This window comes from Mucilaginibacter aureus (genome assembly GCF_053514885.1).
On sequence record NZ_CP170601.1, the window covers coordinates 962,274 to 984,319 of the forward strand.

Here is a 22,046-nt window from a genome sequence, read left to right on the forward strand (position 1 = left end):
TTATTTGGCCTTTTTTTCAGCTTTGATCATTTCGGTTCCGGCCAATAAAAACGCACCTAAACCATGGGTATCATTCAGGGCCGTTGGGCGCGTGTAATAAAACTTGAGGTCTGCGTTCATATTGGTACCTATACACACATCCTGCAGTTGGCCGTCCTCGGTAACTTTGGTAGTTAAACCTCTCCAGCCTTCTTTGGCTATCGACAGGTAATTTTCATTGATCCACCCTTCGTTAACTGCATGTGCAACCGCATAAGTAAACATTGCCGTTACCGATGTTTCCTGGTACGAATCCGGTTTATCCAGCAACTGGTGCCACAAACCGCTCTGATCCTGGTAACGCGCGTAACCAATTATCTGGCGCAGCAAAAGTTTGATCAGCTCTGCCCTTTTCGGGTGATTAGCAGGAAGATTGTTCAGCAACTGGCATTGTGCAACTGCCAGCCAGCCATTGGCACGACCCCAATGCCCAACGCCGTTCATTTCCACATCACTATAAAAATTATGAAAGTATAAACCTGTCATCGGGTCGTACAGATATTTATTAAAGTTTTCTACTTGTTTTATCGCGTCATCAAAATATTTGGTATCGCCGGTTAGTTTACCCATACGCGCCAAAAACGGAACACTCATAAACAGGTCATCGGCCCAAAGGGTCATATATCTTGGTTGCGGGCGCGATAAGGTACCATCCGGAAAACGCAATTGCTTGTGTGAAATATAATCGGCCGCCCTGTCCAGATAAGCACGGTAATCTGTGCGGTGTGACAAAGCATCCACATCGCATAAACCTGCCGCCATCGAGCCACAGGCATCCAGGTTGCCCATACTGAAGAAAGGCCCGTACTCAATTTTGGGCGTTTTGGCTTTATGCAGCTCTTCAAAATATTTGATGTTGTCAAAAATAAACTCAAAGTTATGTTTGGAGTAATCGGCGTACTTTTTATCGTTTAACACTTCGGTGGCCTGTACCATACCGATAGTTAAAACACCGTTAACGTACATCCATTTATTGTAAGTGCTTTCGGCCTTCACATCAGCCGAAACGGCAAGCCCTTTGGTCGAATCATACTTTTCGCCGGTTTTGGCATTAACAAATTTAAAGCTGGTATTTTTAATCACATTATCGGCTACACGGCGCACCAGTTCCTCGGTTTTTGATGCCTGGCCAAAACTTATGGTTGAATAGCAGACAAGCGCTGCAAAGAAAAAAGATTTCATTTTCGGGAGTTTCATGAGTTGGTTTTAATTTGGTTATTTCTTTTTTACAGCTCTTGCTGTTTTTACTTCGGCTACCTTAACAGCTGTCGCCTTGTTGCCAAAACTGTTGCGCACGTAGGTTAATACATCGGCAATTTCCTGGTCTTTTAAAAAGTTTTGTGGCGGCATATTATTCGAGTACGACTCGCCATCGATATCTACATTTTGGGCAAATCCATTTAGCACCACCTTGATCACCCGTGCTTTATCGCCTAAAACATAACTGGTTTTAATTAAAGGCGGGTTCATATTCGGTACGCCGCCGCCATCAACCATGTGGCAGCTTAAACAATGTTGCGTATATACAATTTTACCGGCGCTGATAGATGCGGATAACCCGGCAGCAGGTTTTGATTTAACTGGTTTATTTTGAGCTGATAACTTAAAAGTAAAGGCTAACAAAAAACAGGTAGCAATAACTAAAGGTTGCTTCATAAATTATTAAAGGGTGTGTTGGTTACAAATGTGTAGTGTGTTAAATGGCGGTTAACCCCTATCGCGTTAAGTTATTTTTGTGTGTAAATTATCCGGTAGATCGTTCCTTTACTATCATCAGTTACATAAAGCGAGCCATCGGCACCTTGCGCTAATCCGCACGGCCGGTGATCTGCCCTACCTATCGCTGTTTTTTGCGGCGATCCTGAAAAGTTATCGGCAAACACTTCCCAATCGCCTGCAGGCTTGCCATTTTTAAACGGCTGGAAAACCACGCAATACCCTTTCTGCGGTTCGGGTGCACGGTTCCACGAGCCGTGGAAGGCTATAAAAGCACCATTACGGTATTTTGCAGGGAACATTTTGCCGGTATAAAACAACAATCCGTTAGGTGCCATGTGCCCCGGGTAGGCCATTGCCGGTTCCAAATATTTGGCATCAGCTTCTTTTTTGCCATCGCCGCCATACTCGGGTGCTATAATTTTTTTATGCTGGATCTCATCATAATACATAAACGGAAAACCGGCGTCATCACCTTTCTTCAAAGCATACATACATTCAGCAGGCAATTCGGCCGACATTTTGGTATCATACAATTCGGGCCATGAGCTGTTCAGGTTATCACGGCCATGCTGCATCACAAAAAGCTGGTTATCCTGCTGGTTCCAGTCCAGCCCAACTATATTGCGCAAGCCTGTGGCATATCTTACACCGTCTTTATAAGTTTGGTTCAGCTTATCAGCCTTAAACTGCCATATACCTCCGGCCGAGTCCAGCAGCGGGCAACCCGGGATGCCCGGCGAATGAAAACCACGATCCTGCACCTGGCAAGCGCTCAGCGGCGAACCGATATTCACATAAATATTGCCATCATTATCTAGCACCAGCGATTTGGTTTCGTGCTGCCGGCCGGCTTTTAGTCCGTAAATTATCCTTTCGGGATGCTCTGTATCAATTATTTTATTTTGATCATCGAGTTTATACCTGAATATTTCGGTATTTGATGAAGCGTACATATAACCGCCTTTAATATACATACCGGTACCCCCGTAATTGCCAAAGCCATTCGTGATCTCGGCTTTGCCGTTACTGCCTTCGTGTAAAACTAAAATACCTTTGCCTTCTTTCGGCTTTGCCAGTTTAACATAAATATCACCCTGGGCAGTTACGGCTAAGTGCCTGGCCTTTGCGCCAACTTCGGCAACCCGGAGCGCGCCAAATCCGGCGGGTAAGGTTAAGCCGGCATTATCAGTATCGGCAACTAATCCGGTATCTGGTTTTAAACTGTAAAGGGTAATACTCGTAGCTACTACAACTGCCGGAAGCAGGTATTTCAGCATTGTTTTTTTCATTGTTTAATTTGGTTTGGTTTTATTTTTATGTTGATTGATCTAAAAATATTTTAAGCAGCAGCCCCGGTAACCAGCCGGGGTCTTAACACTGCTTTTTACCCGTAACCTGTCGGGCGTGGAGGGTCTTAAAATCTCCTTAATTCCATCCCGGAAAATTCCGGCTGTTATCATACACCGGGCCACTAATTGTACCATCTATCTGTACTTGCGGTATTGGCCGTAAAACATCAAATGGTTTAATATTAGCCCTGGCATCGGCATTATGCAATTTAACCCTGGTTAAAAGCGTACCCGTACGCACCAGATCCTGCCAGCGCGATAGCTCACCACATAGCTCCCGCGAGCGCTCATCCAAAATAAAATCAAGCGACAGGTCAGACAGCTTGGCATCCATAGCTGCTACGTTACCTGTAGGATAAGCTGCCCTTTCGCGGATGGCATTGATGTACGGCAATGCTTCGCCGGGCCTGTTATCCATAAATAAGGCCTCTGCAGCAATTAAATAGGTTTCGGCAAGGCGATAAATAATGATCGGCCTGATGGATGGCGCATTCTGGTCGGTGCGTTTATCATCATAATACTTGGTCATGGTTGGATACAGCGTATTGACATACTTGCTCGGCGGCAAAACCTGATACCGATATTTAGCTATTTGTGTTGCTGTAAGCTCTATTCCGGGCATCCATATCGCAGTATCGCCAACTGTGTATTTTGGCTTATTGCTGGCATCTTTGGGTATGGTTGCTGCGTTGTTGGCTATCCATGCCGATTGAAAACTTTTAAAGTAACGGGTATCGTTGGTTTTATCTTTAAAAGCGGTATCGGTAAGCCATCGGGTAGGCATTACACGGGCATAAGGCCTGCCATCCACTATATCGCGCTGCATACCGGGTTGCAGCTCATATCGCGAAACAAAAAAGTGCACATACGAATTATCAGGACTGCTGTTATTTTGCGTAGGCGAGCCATTGTATGCCAAACTTGAGGTATGCTGAACGGTCCACAATACTTCTGTATTGGTTTCATTACCCTGTAACCATACTTTACCAAAATCGGTTAAAAGCTTAACACCACCCGCAGGCGCAACTGTGTTGATGATACTGGTAGCTGTTGCTGCAGCATTGGCAAAATCGTCCGAATGCTTGGCTACGGTATACCCTCTTGTTAAATACACTTTGGCCAAAACATGCATAGCCGCAATTTTTGTAGCCTTGCCTGGTAAAGTACCATTAAGCTGCGGACTGGCCGGCAATGCTGCTATCGCATCATTCAGATCCTGGATAATAAATGTGTACACATCGGCCATTTTATCGCGTGTAGCCGATAAAGTGGGTGCGCTTTGAAAGTGAGTATTCAATGTTACATCGCCCCAGTTTTGCACCAGTATAAAATAATAATTGGCGCGCAAAAACTTAGCTTCAGCTACCATTTCAGCCTTGGTTCCTGCATCGATCGCGCTAAGATTGGCTGCGTTGTCAACAAGCCCGTTACAGGTGTTGATATAGGTGTAGCAGTTTTTCCAGATACCGGCAACCGTACCATCCGATGTATTGAACCCGCTGCTGTATCTTACCAGCGCGGCAGTACCATCAACTCCGGCCTGAAATTCATCAGTTCCGCCAACAGTCATTTCAAAATAGGTATCGGGCCCGTAAATGGTTCTGAATCCCGCATAAGCAGCATCCAAACCAGCCTGAAAACCTTGCGGCGTATTAAAAAAATCGGGCGTAAGATTTGATACCGGCACCTCTTCCAGTTTTTTATTACAAGCCGAGTTTATTAATCCAATAAACAAACAGGCTAATAAGTATATATATGTCCTTTTCATAATATCCTGATTAAAGCGTTAAGTTAAGTCCAAATGTCATCGACCATGTAGCAGGCGTGTCTTCACCCAATTTTCCAGCCGACTCGGGATCTATGCCGTGAAAGATGTTTTTATATGGCGAAAACAGGATAAATGGATTTTCGGCAGTTGCATATACTTTTAAAGTTCTGCCCCCCAAACGGTTGATCCATGCTTTTGGAATGTTATAGCCTAAACTCAGGCTCCTGATTTTAAGATACGTGCCGCTGAAATAACTTAACGTTGACGAATAAGTTGGGTTAGTTAATGCATTGGTTGGTTTAGGGAAATAATTTTCGTGATTGTACGGTGTCCAGTACGTTACGTTTAAGTTGTTATAGTTCCCCTGTAAAGTATTTAAAAAGCTGCCGCTCTGGTATATCTGCGATGTTAATGTACCGCCTACCCGATATGCCGCAACTATGGTAAGATCAAAACCTTTAAAACCGAACCGGTTAGTAAATCCACCCGAAAAAAATGGCTGATCTGTACCGATGATCATCCGGTCGTTGGCGTCAAGCTTCCCGTCGTTGTTGAGGTCTAAAACCTTAACCGAGCCTATTACCGATTGGCCGCCGGCAAGCGTTAAGCCGTACTTTTTAGCCAAAGCGGTATCTGCAGCTGTATTTTGCCATATACCGATCTTTTTATAATCGAAAATAGAGCCCAGTGGATGACCTACAAATAAGTTGTTGGTAATATCAACCGTGCTGCCATTAGCCAAACCGGTTACCTTACCGCGGTTAAACGTTATATTCACATTGGTATTCCAGGTAAATCCGTTTTTGCCGTGCGGCGCAATGTTAACTGTATTCAGGTTGATCTCTAAACCTACGTTTTCCGATTTGCCCACATTGGTTAAAATGGTGCTTGGTATACCCGATGTTGGTGGCAAGCTTTCGGGTAACAATAAGGAGCGGGTATATTCATGGTAAGCATCTATGCTTCCGCTGATACGATCCTTAAAAAAACCAAAATCAATACCTGCATTTACCGTGCGGGTGTACTCCCAATCCAGATCGGGATTGGCAACTGCCGTTGGATAAGCACCGATGGTATTTTTACTACCGTAGTTATACGTAGCCGGTGATAATACGCCAAAAGTTTGATAAGGTTTTATCGCGGCATTACCCACATCACCGTAGCTCAATCGCACTTTCAGGTTCGACAGTACGTCCACACTCCTTAAAAAACGTTCCTGCAACGCATTCCAGGCAAATGCTACCGAAGGGAAGATGTGGTATTTATTGCCACTTGCAAGCTTTGACGAACCATCCGAACGTAAGGTAAGCGTAAGCAGGTATTTGTTATCGTAACCATAATTTAAACGGCCCATGTACGATATCAGGTCGTACTTGGCATATGAGCCTGTTGCCGAGAAATTCGAACCCAGTTGTGGGTTATAATACTGCACCGCGTCCGACAATAAGTTGTTGTAATTAAAGGCATTCGTTTGGGTCTGGTTTTCCTGCAAACTATAAAGCCCGGTAAAATTGATATGATGTTTTTGGGCAAACGTTTTATCGTAGCTCAAAATATTTTCGAGCGTGTAATTGTAAATGTAAGTGCTTTCGTTTTTAGCCGATGACTGCGCGCCCTGGTTGTTATAAGTAGCCGCCGCATAAAAATTACCATAGATCTCGGGCTTTACCTCGGCACCGCCGTTAAACCGGTAAGTTAAACCGGGAGCCAATTTTGCTTCGATATAGGCGGTTGTAAAAGTCCCTAACCTTTTTCTGGTTTCGGTTGAAGCACCAGGCAAAAGATTATCAAGCGGGTTCCACACCTGGTTAGCGCTACCGTTTACATAACCCATGATCAAAGCGCCTGTAACATCATCATAAGGCGACGCCAGCGGACTTGCCCTTAACGCCTGCCCTAACGGATTTGCATTTTCGCCATCAACGTAAGTGAGATTGTTTAATGAACTTAAGCCAACTTTGATGTATTTCCCAATTTTTTGATCAACACTTAACTTAAGCGAATAACGTGTAAAAGCCTGGCCAGCGTAAATGCCGGTTTCGTTGTAATACCCTGCAGAAATATCATATTGTGTATTTTCATTTCCTCCCGAAACACCAAGCTGATGGTTGGTTAAAAAACCGTTTTTATAGATCAGGTCCTGCCAGTTGGTACTGCGCCCTGTTTGCAGTGATGTTTGCTCTTGCGCACCAAAGGCACCACCGGTTATAATACGCGGGTCATCCGGACTGGTGTATAAAGGGTTAGCAGCGGCGGCATTGTAATAGGCCCATTTTTTTAGTAATGCGTACTGGCTGGCATTCATCACATTGTACTGGGCCAATGGTTTTGAAAACCCGGCATAACCGCTGTAAGTAACAACCGGTTCGCCAATTTTACCGCGCCTGGTGGTAACCAGGATAACACCATTGGCACCTCTTGAGCCGTAAATGGCTGTTGATGAAGCATCCTTCAACACCTCAACCGAAGCGATATCATCTACATTCAAATCCTGCATGCTGCCGGTATAGGGTATTCCATCTACAACAATAAGCGGGTCGTTTGATGCCGATTTTGATCTTGTACCACGTATGGTAATTGATGGCAATGCACCGGGATGGCTGTTACCGCCGCTTTTTTGTACATCGATACCTGTACCCTGCCCCTGCAATGCCTGCACCAGGTTTGACGAAGGCACATCTTTAAGCGCCTGTGATGAGATCGACGAGATCGAACCTGTTACGTCTGATTTTTTTTGTGAACCGTAACCCACCACGATCACCTCGTTAAGTGATTTGTTATCGGCTATCAGCACCACATTAATTACGGTTCTGTTGTTGATCACTTGCTTTTGTTCAAGATACCCTATCGACGAAAATAGCAGAGTGCCGTTTGCCGGGACATTGATACTATAATTTCCGTCAACATCAGTAACTACACCGGTGGTTGTGCCCTCCAGCCTTACTGTTACCCCGGGCAAAGAGCCCGTTGCATCAGAAACTTTACCTTTTACTGTAATATTGGCTGGTTCGGCATTAGTTGTACCTATCGACAGCGGGATCGAGCTAACTAAACCAGCGCTACTGTTAGCAACCACATCGGCCTTTTTATTGTAAATAACTATGCCTTTGTTGATCTCTTTGTAGGTTAACTGGGTGTTCGCTAAAAGATCAGACAGAATGGTACCCATCCGTTCGTTTGAATAGTTGTGCGGATTTGCAGTATAACCCTCAAGGTCGACAGAATTGTAAGAAAATCTTACCGATCCGCATCTGCCTATACGTTCAATTGCCTTTTGCAAGGTTTCGTTTCCTACAATAACAGTAACGTGTGTATTAACGATCTGGCTACTGGCAGGTTTAGCAAGCAGCAACTCGCAAAACACGAGGGAACCAATTATTGCTATCATCGATATTTTCATGAAAAAAACGAATAACTGAGTTAATTTTTTTATCATATTTGTAAGGTTTTAAAATTGAAAACTATGTAAGTCATTGGTTTAGCTTGAGACCCTTTCCAAAGGCATACATCATTACTTAAACAATACCCGAGGCATTCGTCCGGGTATTGTTGCTTATGGTTAGTTAAGGTTTTTGCAGGCTAACCTCCTTTCCCTCAACAGTATAATTCAATCCGTGTATGGTTTTTATAATTTCGAGCACCTGTTTCAGATCATCGGTACTTAAAAAATGAATGGTGGTCACTACGTCCTTCATTGCTTCATGGTCATAGCTAACAGTTATGCCGTAAATGTTTTCCAGGTTCAGCATCAGGTCTTCAAAAGGCACATCGTATAAATTAACCTCGCGGGCTTTCCAGGCAGCCACCTTTTCCGAGTTAATATCCCTTGCGTTGTGTGTATCTTCTTTCTGATCGTAAATAATTTCCTTATTAGGCGTTATCATACCAAAACTACGGTCCTGATCACCAACCTCTACTAAACCTCTCACCACAGTCACCCTTACATCTTTTAGTTTGGTATAATACTTAATATTGAAAGCCGTACCCAAAACCTGTACATGCATGTTGCCATATCGCACGATGAACGGGTGATGATCATCATGCCTGATATCAAAAAAAGCCTCCCCGTTGATCAACCTTACCTCTCGTACCTTGGCAAATTTTTCAGGATATGATATAGTTGAACCCGAGTTGAGCCATATTTTTGAACCATCCGGTAACGAAATAATAGAGATGCGCCCTTTAAGTGCAGTTATACTCACCAATTTGGTATCGGCATTGCGTTTTGAGATAAACAGTAATCCAAGCGATGCAAACACTAACAAGGCTGCCGCGGCCGCATATCTGAATACAGCTGTTTTAAAAAAACGCCTGTTGCCCTGATCAATATGCTTATGAATATTATTAAGCATGCTCTTCTCAATAGCATTCATTATTTTTTCATCGTGCAAATGATCTTCGCCGAGGTTTTGCCACAACTTTGGCCTGCTTCTTTTAAACATTAAAGAATAACTTTTTTAGGTTTATGGATACCGGTTTATGTAAACGGGTACCGCTGTGATATGAGTTAATACAACTAAAGCCTGCCGGGGTACCAGGCTTATTTAAAAAAAATATAAAAAAAGATGATAGCGTAAGCACCAACTCGCGTACGGAGTATCTTTAAAGCACTCGAAAGCTGGTTCTTTACTGTTCGTGGAGTAATATTCAGTGTTTCGGATATCTCATTGATGGTCAAATGCTCATATCGCGATAATACAAATACACGCTGCATTTTTTGCGGAAGCTCTTCCACCCTGTTATTGAGGGTTTGAGCTAACTCTTTTGCAATATATTGATCTTCGTTGGTATACGCGGGCTGGTTATCAAAATGCAGCAATTCCTCCAATCCGCGTTTTTTAACTTCATCTTTTTTATAAAGATTGATGATGCCATTACGTAGAGATGTAAAAAGATAAGAAACATGATACCTGTCGGCATCAATACTATACCGGGCATCCCAAAAGTTGATAAATACGTTTTGCACCAGGTCTTTAGCATCTTCTATCGAGCCGGTTGCATGATAAGCCTTTTGGTAAAGGGGGCGCCAGTTTTGTTTATAAAACTCATCAAATGCTTTAACATCTCCATCCCGGATCAAAGATATCAGTTCATTTTGAGTGACTTTTTTCAACTTAATTTGGGTATATAGTCAGGCCATCGACCAACCATCAGGAGGTTTGATCAATAAACAGTTTAATTGGCTTAACAAATACAGTATATTTTTAGGTAGGTTAATTCAGTTGTATTTACAATTTATTCAGTTAAGTTGTTATAAAATTGTTACACAAGATCAAGCAGCAATCTGTTTAAATGCTTACCAATTCCCGTTTACCACTTTGTGCCGACTTATAAATGGCCTCAATTATGGCCAGGTCACGTCTGCCTAACTCACCCGGTACAATACTTTCGGTATTATTCAGTATACATTGCGCAAAGTTGTCCATCTGCAGCGCCTGCTGAAATGGTGGCGTAAAAGTGAGCGGCCCCCGACTCGTATCCACCACCATACCCCGATAGGTAAAGGCATGTTCTTTAAATTCTATCCAGCCTTTTGCTCCTTCTGCTTTAAAATGGTCGGCATTATGCCGGTAACTTGTAAAAGCAGTACATTCGGCGCCATCGGCAAAGTGCATCGTCCAGTTCATACCTTCTTCCACATCACTAAAAATATCGGGCCTTGTTTTAGGTATCTCACTTGCCGTTACCGATACCGGCGCCACACCATTTGCAGCCATACAGGCCCCGTGAATAATGTATACACCCAGATCCATGATGGGCCCGCCACCTGCGAGCTTTTTATCGGCACGCCAAACTTTGGTGTTCATCACAAAACCACGGTCGCCGGTCATGGTCATCAAAGTGCCAAAATCCTTATCTCTTGCCAGCCGCATTAGTTCTTGATGATAAGGGTCGAAATGTAAGCGATACCCTACAGACAATTTTACCTTAGCCTGTTTACAAGCTTTAATTATCGCATCGCACTCAGCAACAGTATTGGCCATAGGCTTTTCACAGATCACATGTTTACCCGCTTTTGCAGCGGCAATAGCATGCTGAGAGTGCAATCCGTTTGGTGTAACCACGTATACAATATCAATATCGGGGTTATGAGCCAACCCGGCCATGGTATCATAACTGTAAATATTGCTTTCGGCAAAACCATGATCTTTTGCCCATTGCTGCCCTTTGGCTTTATCACCTGTTACCACACCCTTTAGCTTACAATATTGGGTTTGTTTAAGCGCCGGCCCAAGCTGACCGGTACTGTATTTACCCAAACCTACTAATGCTACTCCTAACTGCTTTTGCGGTTTGGCATGTGCATATAATGAGGGATAGGCCAGCAGTGCAGCCGTGCCAATACCCAGTTGCCCTATAAACGAGCGCCGGTTAACGAGATCATTTTTCATGTTATAATAGGTGCTATTGGTTTATACAATTGAAAGTAATGAAATTTAAAATCGATGTATTGCCGTTTAACTATAAATGTTAATATCAATGAATAATATGCCAATCCGGCATCAGATACGGTTGGTAATTAAGTGAAATTTTACCTGTACCTATTTTGATGGGTTTTGCAGCTGCGCATCGGCAGCTGTTGTCGCATTCAATTTATACCTGTTTTATTACGCACATGAAAAAAGTATTGGGCCTTATTCTCTTGTTTTCAATAGCATTGCAGGCATTGGCCGTAAAAAGTAAAGCGCCGGTTTCGGGTACCGATATAACATTTGGCAAAAACGCTGCAAATATTGCCCGCATAACAAAAGACTCTGTAGTGCTCATCACCGGCAGCACCTACCGCTATACCGTTGATACACCCGAAGACCAAGGCCTGGCTTCAACCGGTATCGGCGTAGCACAACTGGCTTCTCAAATTGCTGCGCTTGATGGATCAGTTCAGAAATACGCAGTAACCGATAGAAATGGAGTAATTAAAAAAGACGGCGAGATCGTCAACGGCGACAAATTCATCGTCACATCTCAAAACGGATCATCAACAAAAAGCTACTGCATTTCGGTACAGCCTATGGCATTAAGTGGCAGCCTCACATTGTCACAACCTGTATTTACCGTTAACAGCACGCATGCATTAACCCTGTATTTTACTGCAGGACAGCGCAGCCCGGATGCCGGAATTAAGCTATTTGTACCCAACGGCATTAACGTAACTATGGATAATACCACTGTAAATGTTATTGGCCGCGGCGATGTTAAATTAAGCGGACTGACAACACAATCCATTGGCCGGGTTGGTACTAAGTACTCTTACAGCAAGGTTGGCGATATTACGATCACCAAACTATCAAACGGGGGTTCAGTATTAACGTTTAATCATCTTGATCTTCGGCCTGCAAACGGAGCCGATCTGAAAATCGTTATTCACGATGTAACCCTGAAGAAGGCGGGTTCTTACTTATTCAGGGCAATGTACAACACATCACAACCCGAAAAATTATCCAGCCCCGGCACTGGCTCTGAAACAGCATTACTAACCGCAACACAAACCGTATCGGATCTTGAAAGAGTAACAGACAGATCGTTACAGTACAAAGAAACGCCGGGGATGTACACGCGGGCAAAGTTTAAGTGGGGTTCTGCTGCCAATGCTAGTACAACTTTCATGCAATCTTTAGATAAAGGCAAAACATGGTGGCCCACCCTTGCAGCTATCGATACAAAAACGGCAACGGCCATAGTTTCCGGCTTAAAGCCCGATCAGCTTTACCTGTTTAAACTGAATGTTAAAACCGGGCCCAATAAAGGTTACTCAAATACAGTTTCGTTTTATTCGGGTAAAATGGATATTAAAAGTTTTGGTGTTGATGGCAACGGCGCCGATGACAATACCGACGGCATCAATAAAGCCATCGCTTATTTGAATCAGATGGGTGGCGGAACCTTATTGCTTTCACAAGGCACCTACATGGTTCGTACCGTGCATTTAATGAGCAATGTATATCTGTATGTCGATCACGATGCGACCATCAAAGCCTTAAAAGGTGGCGATGCTCCCGAAACAACCTGGTTCAGCGACAGAAAATATCGTTCCGGTTTATCACCAACTGATGCCGGTCCGTACGCCGATCCCGAAAATTATATGACCAAGCAGGATGTTGGTCATCATTACTTTAAAAATGCCATGTTTTTTGGCGAACGGCTGGATAATATCAAGATCATAGGTAACGGAACCATTACCGGTAATGCCAGCCTGGTTAACGGCGATGGGGTAATGAAGAACACGCCCGATAACCGCTGCGATAAAATGTTCAGTTTGAAACTGTGTACCAACATCGAAATTGGCGGCATTTATCATCAGGAAGACCTATGGTATGATGAAAGCAAGAACGAACCTTATTACATTGGCAAAGGCGGTTTAAAAATTGAAGATGCCGATCACATGCTAAAGATTGACCGTAGCGGACATTTTGCTTTACTGGCAACCGGAACAGACAATATCAACGTGCACGATACTTATTTTAGTAAGGACTACCAAACCAACGTACGCGATGTTTACGACTTTATGGAATGCAACAATGTTACTGTTACCAATATATTTTCGCGGGTAAGCAGCGACGATGTGATCAAGCCGGGTTCTGATTGCTCTTTGGGTTTTACCCGCCCCGTAAAAAACTATAGGGTACGTAATGTTATCGGCGATACCAATTGTAACCTTGTGCAGATAGGCTCCGAAACTGTTGACGATATTATGCAGGTTTATGTAGATAATATCTATATCCTGGGTGCAAATAAAGCGGGGTTTTCCATCTCGGCAAATGATGGCGCACATATCAAAGATGTTTATTTAAACAGCGGCCGCACGGGCCCTATCCATTTCCGGTCGAAAATGTATCGCGCCACGGCACCGTTCTTTATCTCCATATCAAACCGGGGCCGCGTTATTGGTGCCGAAGCAGGCAGGTATGCTTTTACCGAAAACGGCAAAAACCATGATGAACTGCTTGTAAAAAACGTAAACATCGGCCAGGTTGAAAATATCAGTTTAAAGGGGATCGATGTTTATGAAGTATATGGCGGCAGCGCGTACAGTGGTAAAAAATGGAAACCCTACGATGGTACCCAGCGCAAAGCAACGGCTATTATTGCGGGTTATAAACTACCCGATGCTGCCGATGTAACCGGTGGGCTTGATTTTAAATTACCCAACGGTAAGCATACCGGCTATATTGATCATGTTACTTTTACCGATGTAAATATCGTGGTAAAGGGCGGTAACCCGGCAACAGATACCCTGGCAAATCCCGGCGAACTGGGTGTTGGACAATATAACGTAGCCGATTTGAAGATACAGCCATCATATGGGATATGGGCGCGCCATGTAAAGGGCCTCGAAATAAATAACAGCACCTTTAACTACGAAAAACGCGATAGCAGGTATCCCCTCTTTTTAGATGATGTGATCGGCACAAATATAACCGGTGTAAAAATGGTTAAACCACAAGATAACAATACCCTTATCGGGATTAAAAACTCGTCGGGATTAACCATCAAAAACACCTTATACTACAACGACAGTTGGGGCAATATCCCGAAAACTTTATCACCTGAAGGTAAATAGAAATTATATCTAACTAATAACGATCTGTAAGCGAGTTTAAAAACGCGACAATGTTTTTGACCTCGCTTTTGTTTAATTTTAGGGGCTCGGGCGCTAAAGTCTGTTCAGCAACGTCAAGGCCAATGCCCTGTCCGCCGCCTTTATTATAAAGATCAACAACGGTTTGTAAAGATCGGAAGCCTCCATTGTGCATATAAGGCGCCGTCCGGGCAACGTTCCTTACAGTGGGTGTTTTAAAAGCCCTTTTGTAATAACGTGTGGGATAATATACATACCGGCCCATATCGGGGTCGGCTTTAGGATGTTGCAGATCATCCGTTAATGGTGTACCCAATATTTCATATTCAGTTGCCTGGTAACCCGGGGGCGTAAGGCCATTAAAAATTGGTGCAAAATGGCAGGTACCGCACTGCGCCTTGCCCATAAACAAATTAAATCCGCTGATTTGTTTCGCATTCAAAGCTTTTCGATCACCATTCATATACCGGTCAAACGCCGAATTAAAAGGCGCCAGCGTGCGCAGATAAGCGGCAATAGCAGCAGAAAGATTGGTAATAGTAACAGCCGGGCGGGCGGCAAATGCTCGTTCAAACAGATTACTATATTCCGGAACCTGTTTTAATTTCTGTATTACCACCGCACTATCTGCATTCATCTCATCTTTATTGTGCATCACATTAATCACCTGTTCTTCGATAGACCGGGCCCGGCCATCCCAGTCTTGACTATACTGATATGCTGCATATAATAAGGTGGGTGCGTTACGCGATATGGTTCCATGGCCATCAAGCCTTGGGCTTTTAGGCAGGCCATCGGTAAAATATTTTTCAGGCTGATGGCAACCTGCACAACTACGCTGGCTGTTGCCGGATATATTTTTTTCGAAAAACAACCGTTTACCCAGCGCGATCATTACCGCACTGGCCCGTTGTTGCTGCTTATAAAACGAATCCACTTTTAGAAAACCGGGGGCAAAAAGGCTTGTACCTATCCTGTTTTGTAATGGTGTGATGTAAGTGGTGATAAAGTGCAATCTGTTAAACCGGTCAAAATTGGGATTTGCACGCAAATAAGCAATACCCGAATCCGACAGACCGACAGCGGCTTTGTCGTTCTTCGCAGCAAATACAATGCGCAGCGCACGTAACGCACTAACCGACTCGCTGATGCCCGATTTTAGCAATGGTGCATCGTAGCCGGTTATGTTCAGGGTTTCTATACGGATAAGTTCCTCGCGTACACTTTGCAGCAACTGCTCGTCGGTGGCTTTAAACTGGTAAAAAAGCGAGGGGATATCCTGGGCCGAACTCCGCACGGCACCGGCCTGCTCAATCAGCTGCAGCTTAGCGGCAGGTGTTATTTTTTGAAACAATAAGCTCTCCATCACCTGGAAACCCATGGGCTGCTCATATTCAAGTTCCGGCTCTTCCACTTCAATTTTTGCAGGGGCATTATAAATATGCGCCGAACTTTTGAAAAAATATTCGAGGAAATACTCGATCGACTTGTATTGATAACGGCAATCCTTCAACGCATTGCGTGCAGCATTCACGGTAGCCGGATTGCTGGCCTTGAGCGACTTTATCGTATTCTCCAGCTTAATTGTGCTTGCTGCAAATAATTGTACATGCTGGCGCACATCGGCAAGCGCGGTGGTTACCAGCGGTTGTTGTACCCGCCCGGTGCCCTGAAATGATAACAGCAACACCGTCATGGCCAAAATAACAATAGTGAGTACTAATTTCAATCGGCGTTTATTTCAAAGATATCCTGTAAATAACCAAAATGATCGTGCACTTTATAAATGGATTTTCCGGGTTTAGGCGTAATGGTTACACTCCGGGTAGCGGCAATGGTTCCTGTCCACACATAATCACCAATATAAGAGGCCGTAAGAACGGTGCTCTCGCCTTTTTTTAGATGGATCACCGTTTTTTTATTCACGTCTTTCATCATCGTAAAACGGTCGCCTATCTTACCATCGGCACATATCCATTCCAGATCGAGCCGGTTGCCACGCACTTCCAGTAAACAGGCACCTTCAATTAGCGCATTGGCATAAGGTAGTGCATTATGCGGGTAAGTTACCTGCCTTTCGGCGATAACACCTGCAGAGCCGCTTACTACATACACCGTGCCTTTGTTGTCGGTTGCTTTGATATAAGGAGCCGAATTGGGGCTTCCATCATATTTACCCGATGATTTACTGAGCAGGTATTTCGGGTCAAACTCAGCGTTCATACCATAGTACCCCCGCATTAGTTTAGATCGCTCATAACCATGGCTATGGCCGCAAAGCACCAGGTCGACACCTGCGTCTTCCAATACTTTAATAAAATTCTCGCGGATATGTACCAGTTCTGATTCTTTGTCGGAATTATGCGAGCCCATTGTATATGGCGGGTGATGCCAGAAAGCAACTACCCAGCCCTTGTTTTGATTGGCAGCCAGATCTTTCTTCACCCATTTTACCTGCAGTCCGTCCACATCGTACAAATAATATTGGTTCTCTTCTTTTCCATACGAGTCGAGCGAAATGAAGTGGATATTACCAATATCAAAAGAATAGAAAGACTGACTGTGCGAAGGCTTGCCGCCTGCTTCACCATTTAACGGCATCGAAAAATTTTGATAGTAAGCCGTTTGGTGGGTGTTCTGTGCATGATCAGCCGTAAAGTCAGCATCGTGATAATCATGATTGCCGGGCGAGGTGTATAGCGGGTATTTTTTTAGCAACGCATCTTTATAGATATTGAAAAATTTAGCCTGGAATTCCGCATCCGTCCCGTCATTGTAAGCATTATCCCCCAGCAATATCCAGGAGTTCAAATAATTATCACCCAGCCGCTTCACAAACTGATCGCGCGTATTGCGCTGGTTTACAGTATTGGTACCACAATCGCCAAACACACCGATACGGTAATCGCCTTCCTGTCCTGCGGGGGGCAGGGTATAAAAGTAATTTTCTTTTCCTGTTTGCAAAGTATCCTTTAAAGCACCGATAGAGTAATAGTACTTAGTATATGGCAAAAGATCGGTCAGTTTGATCTGGTGCTCAGTAACCAGGTTGATATCGGTGGTGGTTTGATCAAGTCTATCCGCGGCAGCGCCATAACTCACACGGCTGCGGCAGGCAGCATCTGTACGCCAGCGGATAACAATGCTGGTTGGCGTAACCACCTGCAGGTACGGCCCGCGGATCAGCGTTACTTCGGCTTTGGTTTTTTTTACCTGCCCGAAAGCAAAGCATATCCCCAGGCAAAAAGAAAAGGCTAACAGGTATCTTTTCATGTATTTATTTTTTGAGCATGGTAAAATGATCGCGCACCACCCCGTCCGAACAGATCCATGAGGCATCGAGTTGTTTGCCTTTAACTTCGAGCAGCAGTGCACCGCCGATCTCGGCATTAGAATAGTACATTGCATCGTGCGGGAAGGTAGCTTGTATGCCCCCCAACTGCCCGGCTGAACCAGCCACTACATACACTGTACCACGGTTATGCTTATCTTTTATGTACGGCGCCGAATTAGGGCTGCCATCGTTTTTAGCAGATGATGAAGAAAGATCGTATTTACTTGCAACGAAGCTTGGTTCGGGGCCATAATGACCGGCCATGAGCCGCGAGCGCTCATAATCATGACTGTGGCCGCACAATACCAGGTCGACACCATAGCGTTCCAAAATAGGCAACAGGTTTGTCCGGATGTTAACCAGCTCGGTTTGGTTATCCGAGTTATGTGAACCCATGGTATAAGGCGGATGATGCCAATACACTACCACCCAGGTTTTATTTTTATTAGCTTCCAGGTCCTTCTTTAACCATTTCACTTGTTTACCCGTGGTATCCGACAGGCGTTTGCCGTCTTCCTCGCCGTGCGAATCAAGCGAAATAAAGTGAATATTGCCCAGATCATATGCGTAATAAGCCTGTGTATGCGAAGGGACGCCACCAGCTTCACCCTCCGCCGGTACCGAAAAACTTTGGTAATAGGCTACTGTGCCGTTTTGCTGCACTGTTGCCGATTCTGCAGGCTCATCATGATAATCATGATTGCCCGGCGATGGGAACAAGGGATATTTTTTTAACAGGTCATCCTTGTAAACATTGAAGAAATTGGTCTGGTATTCAGCGTCTTTTCCGTAAGAGTACGCATCATCGCCTAACAATATCCACGAATTCAATTCATTAACGCCAAGGTTCTTCAGCATCGCATCGCGCACATTACGCTGGTTGATAGAATTATTACCACAATCGCCAAAGGCCGCAATGCGGTATGTATGGGTGTCATCCCCGGTAACGGGCAGTGTGCTGAAAGTGTTGTCGGGCCCTTGTTGCACCATTCCATTTGAGCCTGCAATAGCATAATAATATTTAGTTAACGGCTGCAGGCCGGTCAATTTAATGATATGCTCGGTCACCAGGCTGCTATCACCCACTTGTTGTGTAAGCGCGGTGGCCGAACTGCCGTACCATACCACACTTTTATCTTTTTCATCTGTACGCCAGCGAATGATCATACTGGTACCGGTGGCCGATTGTAAATAAGGCCCCCTGATGATAAGCGCCCGGTAACCGCTTCTGTAAGCCTTCTTTTTTACAGGTTTTACCTGCCCCATTGTGCAGCAGGCAAAAGTTAGAGCCAAGCCAAGCAGGCATATTTTCTTTGTATTATTTCTCAATAAAAATTCGTTTAACGCCATGGTAATCTACTTGTGGGTGGTGTTTCAAATAATTTAATAAAGTTATTTCGGCTGTAACCTGAAGCGTTTGGCCCGGCGTATTGCCGTTCATAAAATGGCAGGCAATAAAGCTGTTCATCCCTACCGAATACTGCTTTTTTTCGTCGGGTAAATCGCCGGTTTTGGTTTTAAGGATCACAGCCAGCACATCGCCTTTGGTATTTTCTTTTAAAGTGTAAGTTATGCCGGATACAAAGAGCGTTGGTGCATCATTTTTTTTCATCGAATTAAGGATCAAGGTACGGATTTCTGCGGGCGTTAAGCTATACCTGATGATATGATAATCGTAAGAATCGATCTCATAAATATCGCCCACGGTAATATTACCTTTCGGGAATTGGCTGTAACTTACGTTGCGGGCATGGTCAAAAGCAATATCCAGTTTAAGATCATCGGCTATAGCATCTGCTTTAAGCGAACCAAATTCTTCTTTATTGGCAAACCCGTTTTTAGTGTACCCTGCAACTTTTTTGAATTGGCTATCGGCATTGTAAAAATCAATGCGCTGCTGCACCTCCGGATCTGTGGCATTGAGTTTGGAGAGATCGACCATCTCAAATGTTTTGTTGATGATGTGGTGATCTTTAATGGTCAGCACGGCTTTGCCAACAAAGCGCAGCTTATCTCCGGCCTGGGTGATCAGTACACCGTTTACCATTACGCCATGCGGTAGCTCAGTATGCGAATGCCCGCCTGTAATCACATCAAAAACATTCATTCGGGTAGCCAGTGTACTATCTGCCTTGTAGCCGATATGCGTAAGAGCCATCAATACATCGCAGCTATCTCTTAGCCTGCGATACGCTAAAGCAGTTTTTTGCGGATCAGCGACTGTGATGTTGGGTATAAGACAAGGGTTACTGCTCGATGCTGTGAGCCCAAGTACCCCTATAGTGATCCCATCTTTTGTGTGCAAAAAAGTATATGGTTTAGTGCCGTGAAAGGGCGAGCCTGGTATCGCCACAACATTAGCATCTACATAAGTTGAGGTTGATTGCGCAATACGGCGCTGCAAAACTGCTTCGCCATTTTCAAACTCATGATTACCCATGCAACTCACATCATAAGGAACTCGGTTCATCAGATCGATAATGGGAGCGCCCTTATCTTCGGCTTCGTCAACCACCGGGTTCCCGTTGATCAGGTCGCCGGCGTTAAATACAAACACATTAGGATGCGTTTTCTTGAGCGATTTGACATAAGCCGCCATTTTACCAAAGTTATCAATACGACCATGCACATCGTTGGTCGAAATAATAACAACCTCGGTTGTTTGCGCGCCTGCCTTAAAAACAGTCATGGTCAAAACGACCATGACTGTCAGGATAAAATATTTCATTATTGATCAGGGTTTGTCCCACCAAACACGGGTTGCGCATACATCAGGTCCCTGCCTTTTTATCGCATCCTGTGCATGAGGATTGGCCGCGATTTCCGAAGGCGGGTAAGTTAAACGGTGCGGCATAGTAGCGCCCTGGTTGGCCGAAATGGTCAGGTCCAACTGATCGTATATTTTCGGGTAACCGCTGCGGCGCATGTTGGCAAAGGTTTCATACCAGTTATAATGCGTCTCTACCCAATATTGTGTATTAATAATGTTTAACGCGTCATCGATAGTTGCCGGGCTATATGGGTTATGCGCCAGGTAGCTGTTAATGGCATTAGTAGATATGGCTAACGACGGATTAAAGATGCTCAACTCGGTCATTGATGCCCTTACACCATTTTCATAATAGGTTTTAGCACTTCCGCTGATAATGCCACGCGCGGCACACTCAGCCAGTTGAAACTGTACCTGGGCATAGGTCAAATGCACGTACGGAGCATCCAGACGGCCAAAGGTGAGAATATTTGAAGTTGAAAAAGTATTTACACCGGCCGGATCGCCGCCAAACATGGGATAACCTTTCTGGTGCGTGCTTACCGTATCGCCGAAAGCGTATTTGGTAGCGTTTCCGGGCAGCATACAGTAGATCGGGGTGCGCGGATCGTTATGAGTTGTCAGAAAATCCACGAAAGGTTTAGTCAGCCTGTATTTGGTTGGATAATTAATAAATATCCAGGGCTGGCCGTTAGCGGTGGGATTAGAGGTGCTGCCTGTGGTAGAAGCAGGCAGATAGTTCACCACAAAATTGTCATCGTTACCGGCAGGTAATCCGCCTGCTATTGCCGCGTTGATCCATTTGGCAGAGTTAGTTGGGTCAACTTTATTGATCCGCAAGCCCAGGCGCAGCATCATGCCGTAAGCAAATTTTCTCCACTTGGTCAGGTCGCCTTTGTATACTATATCCGAAGACGTAGGCACTGCCTGTTTGCTATCAAGCGCTGCAGCAGCCTGCTGTAACTCTTTAAACAGGTCGGTATAGATATCCTGCTGGGCATCAAAATTAGGCGTGAACGCCTGATCGGTATACCCCTTGTCGGCATCAAAATATGGCATATCGCCATAGGTATCGGTCAATGTAGCTGCCAGGTATACCTTAATGATCCGCCCGATATTATAATAGTTAACTTTTGCAGGATCATCCTTGGTATGGTTCATCAGATCTATCACGTTTTTCATCGGGTTTTGATAGATCCATTTCCAGTGCAAGCCTCCGGTTTCATCACCAGGCGTAATACGGCTGATGTAGGTTTTTTGCTGCGTAACTTGCCCAACCAGTGGAGCCACGTAATCGCCCATGGTGTAATAGGTATTGTCGATCATGGTAAGCTCCACATAAGGCAGCTCAAAATCGATATTAGGGCTCGACACAAAATCAGAACTTTTGTTGATCTGTGAGAAATCCTTTGTGCAAGACGGAAGTAATGCCGCGAACAAGGCCAACAGGATTAGGCCCTGATTTTTTAATGCTGTTTTCATATTCA

14 protein-coding genes are annotated in these 22,046 nt (G+C 44.5%); 1 reads left to right on the plus strand and 13 read right to left on the minus strand.

Annotated features, from left to right (window positions below; genetic code table 11):
• The 8 genes from ACFGVR_RS04085 to ACFGVR_RS04120 all read right to left on the minus strand — a co-directional run bounded on the left by ACFGVR_RS04085 (nt 1) and on the right by ACFGVR_RS04120 (nt 11,267).
• Nucleotides 1-1,221 carry a glycoside hydrolase family 88/105 protein gene (locus ACFGVR_RS04085; RefSeq protein ID WP_448701331.1) on the minus strand — a complete coding sequence of 407 codons (1,221 nt, stop codon included), beginning with the start codon at nt 1,219-1,221 and terminating at the stop codon, nt 1-3.
• 33 nt (nt 1,222-1,254) lie between these two features.
• Complete coding sequence (locus ACFGVR_RS04090; protein ID WP_448701333.1) at nt 1,255-1,695, minus strand: c-type cytochrome; 441 nt, start codon at nt 1,693-1,695, stop codon at nt 1,255-1,257.
• Nucleotides 1,696-1,766: 71 nt separating this feature from the next.
• The gene (locus ACFGVR_RS04095) at nt 1,767-3,047 is read right to left on the minus strand and encodes a PQQ-dependent sugar dehydrogenase (protein ID WP_448701335.1); all 1,281 of its coding nucleotides are present in this window, start codon (nt 3,045-3,047) and stop codon (nt 1,767-1,769) included.
• Between the two features lie 136 nt (nt 3,048-3,183).
• Nucleotides 3,184-4,875 (minus strand): RagB/SusD family nutrient uptake outer membrane protein, encoded by a 1,692-nt coding sequence (locus tag ACFGVR_RS04100; protein ID WP_448701336.1) that lies wholly within the window; start codon nt 4,873-4,875, stop codon nt 3,184-3,186.
• A 10-nt stretch (nt 4,876-4,885) separates the two neighbouring features.
• On the minus strand, nt 4,886-8,275 hold the full coding sequence (locus ACFGVR_RS04105; protein WP_448701337.1) for a SusC/RagA family TonB-linked outer membrane protein: 3,390 nt from the start codon (nt 8,273-8,275) through the stop codon (nt 4,886-4,888).
• Between the two features lie 163 nt (nt 8,276-8,438).
• Nucleotides 8,439-9,317, minus strand: coding sequence for a FecR family protein (locus ACFGVR_RS04110; RefSeq protein WP_448701339.1), 879 nt, complete (start codon nt 9,315-9,317; stop codon nt 8,439-8,441).
• A gap of 98 nt (nt 9,318-9,415) precedes the next feature.
• Nucleotides 9,416-9,988 carry an RNA polymerase sigma factor gene (locus ACFGVR_RS04115; protein ID WP_448701341.1) on the minus strand — a complete coding sequence of 191 codons (573 nt, stop codon included), beginning with the start codon at nt 9,986-9,988 and terminating at the stop codon, nt 9,416-9,418.
• A 175-nt stretch (nt 9,989-10,163) separates the two neighbouring features.
• Nucleotides 10,164-11,267, minus strand: coding sequence for a Gfo/Idh/MocA family protein (locus tag ACFGVR_RS04120; protein WP_448701343.1), 1,104 nt, complete (start codon nt 11,265-11,267; stop codon nt 10,164-10,166).
• 224 nt (nt 11,268-11,491) lie between these two features.
• On the opposite strand from ACFGVR_RS04120, the gene ACFGVR_RS04125 reads away from it, so the two are divergent.
• On the plus strand, nt 11,492-14,437 hold the full coding sequence (locus tag ACFGVR_RS04125; protein ID WP_448701345.1) for an endopygalactorunase: 2,946 nt from the start codon (nt 11,492-11,494) through the stop codon (nt 14,435-14,437).
• Nucleotides 14,438-14,450: 13 nt separating this feature from the next.
• Here the strand turns inward: ACFGVR_RS04125 and ACFGVR_RS04130 are convergent, their stop codons facing one another.
• Genes ACFGVR_RS04130 through ACFGVR_RS04150 form a run of 5 tightly spaced genes read right to left on the minus strand, consistent with a single transcriptional unit; the run spans nt 14,451 to nt 22,041 of the window.
• The gene (locus ACFGVR_RS04130) at nt 14,451-16,184 is read right to left on the minus strand and encodes a cytochrome-c peroxidase (RefSeq protein ID WP_448701347.1); all 1,734 of its coding nucleotides are present in this window, start codon (nt 16,182-16,184) and stop codon (nt 14,451-14,453) included.
• On the minus strand, nt 16,181-17,728 hold the full coding sequence (locus tag ACFGVR_RS04135; protein ID WP_448701348.1) for a purple acid phosphatase family protein: 1,548 nt from the start codon (nt 17,726-17,728) through the stop codon (nt 16,181-16,183). Before ACFGVR_RS04135 ends, ACFGVR_RS04130 begins: the two co-directional genes overlap by 4 nt.
• Nucleotides 17,729-17,732: 4 nt before the next feature.
• Complete coding sequence (locus ACFGVR_RS04140; RefSeq protein ID WP_448701350.1) at nt 17,733-19,118, minus strand: purple acid phosphatase family protein; 1,386 nt, start codon at nt 19,116-19,118, stop codon at nt 17,733-17,735.
• Nucleotides 19,108-20,517, minus strand: coding sequence for a bifunctional metallophosphatase/5'-nucleotidase (locus ACFGVR_RS04145; protein ID WP_448701352.1), 1,410 nt, complete (start codon nt 20,515-20,517; stop codon nt 19,108-19,110). Before ACFGVR_RS04145 ends, ACFGVR_RS04140 begins: the two co-directional genes overlap by 11 nt.
• A 6-nt stretch (nt 20,518-20,523) precedes the next feature.
• Entirely contained in the window at nt 20,524-22,041 is a 1,518-nt protein-coding gene (locus tag ACFGVR_RS04150; RefSeq protein WP_448701353.1) for a SusD/RagB family nutrient-binding outer membrane lipoprotein, read from the minus strand.
• Between the last annotated feature and the right edge of the window lie 5 nt (nt 22,042-22,046).

Coding starts and splice junctions, on each gene's coding strand:
- ACFGVR_RS04085 (WP_448701331.1), bottom strand. CDS start 1,221: ATGAAATCTTTTTTCTTTGCAGCGCTTGTCTGCTATTCAACCATAAGT.
- ACFGVR_RS04110 (WP_448701339.1), bottom strand. CDS start 9,317: ATGTTTAAAAGAAGCAGGCCAAAGTTGTGGCAAAACCTCGGCGAAGAT.
- ACFGVR_RS04100 (WP_448701336.1), bottom strand. CDS start 4,875: ATGAAAAGGACATATATATACTTATTAGCCTGTTTGTTTATTGGATTA.
- ACFGVR_RS04105 (WP_448701337.1), bottom strand. CDS start 8,275: ATGAAAATATCGATGATAGCAATAATTGGTTCCCTCGTGTTTTGCGAG.
- ACFGVR_RS04145 (WP_448701352.1), bottom strand. CDS start 20,517: ATGAAATATTTTATCCTGACAGTCATGGTCGTTTTGACCATGACTGTT.
- ACFGVR_RS04125 (WP_448701345.1), top strand. CDS start 11,492: ATGAAAAAAGTATTGGGCCTTATTCTCTTGTTTTCAATAGCATTGCAG.
- ACFGVR_RS04090 (WP_448701333.1), bottom strand. CDS start 1,695: ATGAAGCAACCTTTAGTTATTGCTACCTGTTTTTTGTTAGCCTTTACT.
- ACFGVR_RS04150 (WP_448701353.1), bottom strand. CDS start 22,041: ATGAAAACAGCATTAAAAAATCAGGGCCTAATCCTGTTGGCCTTGTTC.
- ACFGVR_RS04120 (WP_448701343.1), bottom strand. CDS start 11,267: ATGAAAAATGATCTCGTTAACCGGCGCTCGTTTATAGGGCAACTGGGT.
- ACFGVR_RS04135 (WP_448701348.1), bottom strand. CDS start 17,728: ATGAAAAGATACCTGTTAGCCTTTTCTTTTTGCCTGGGGATATGCTTT.
- ACFGVR_RS04095 (WP_448701335.1), bottom strand. CDS start 3,047: ATGAAAAAAACAATGCTGAAATACCTGCTTCCGGCAGTTGTAGTAGCT.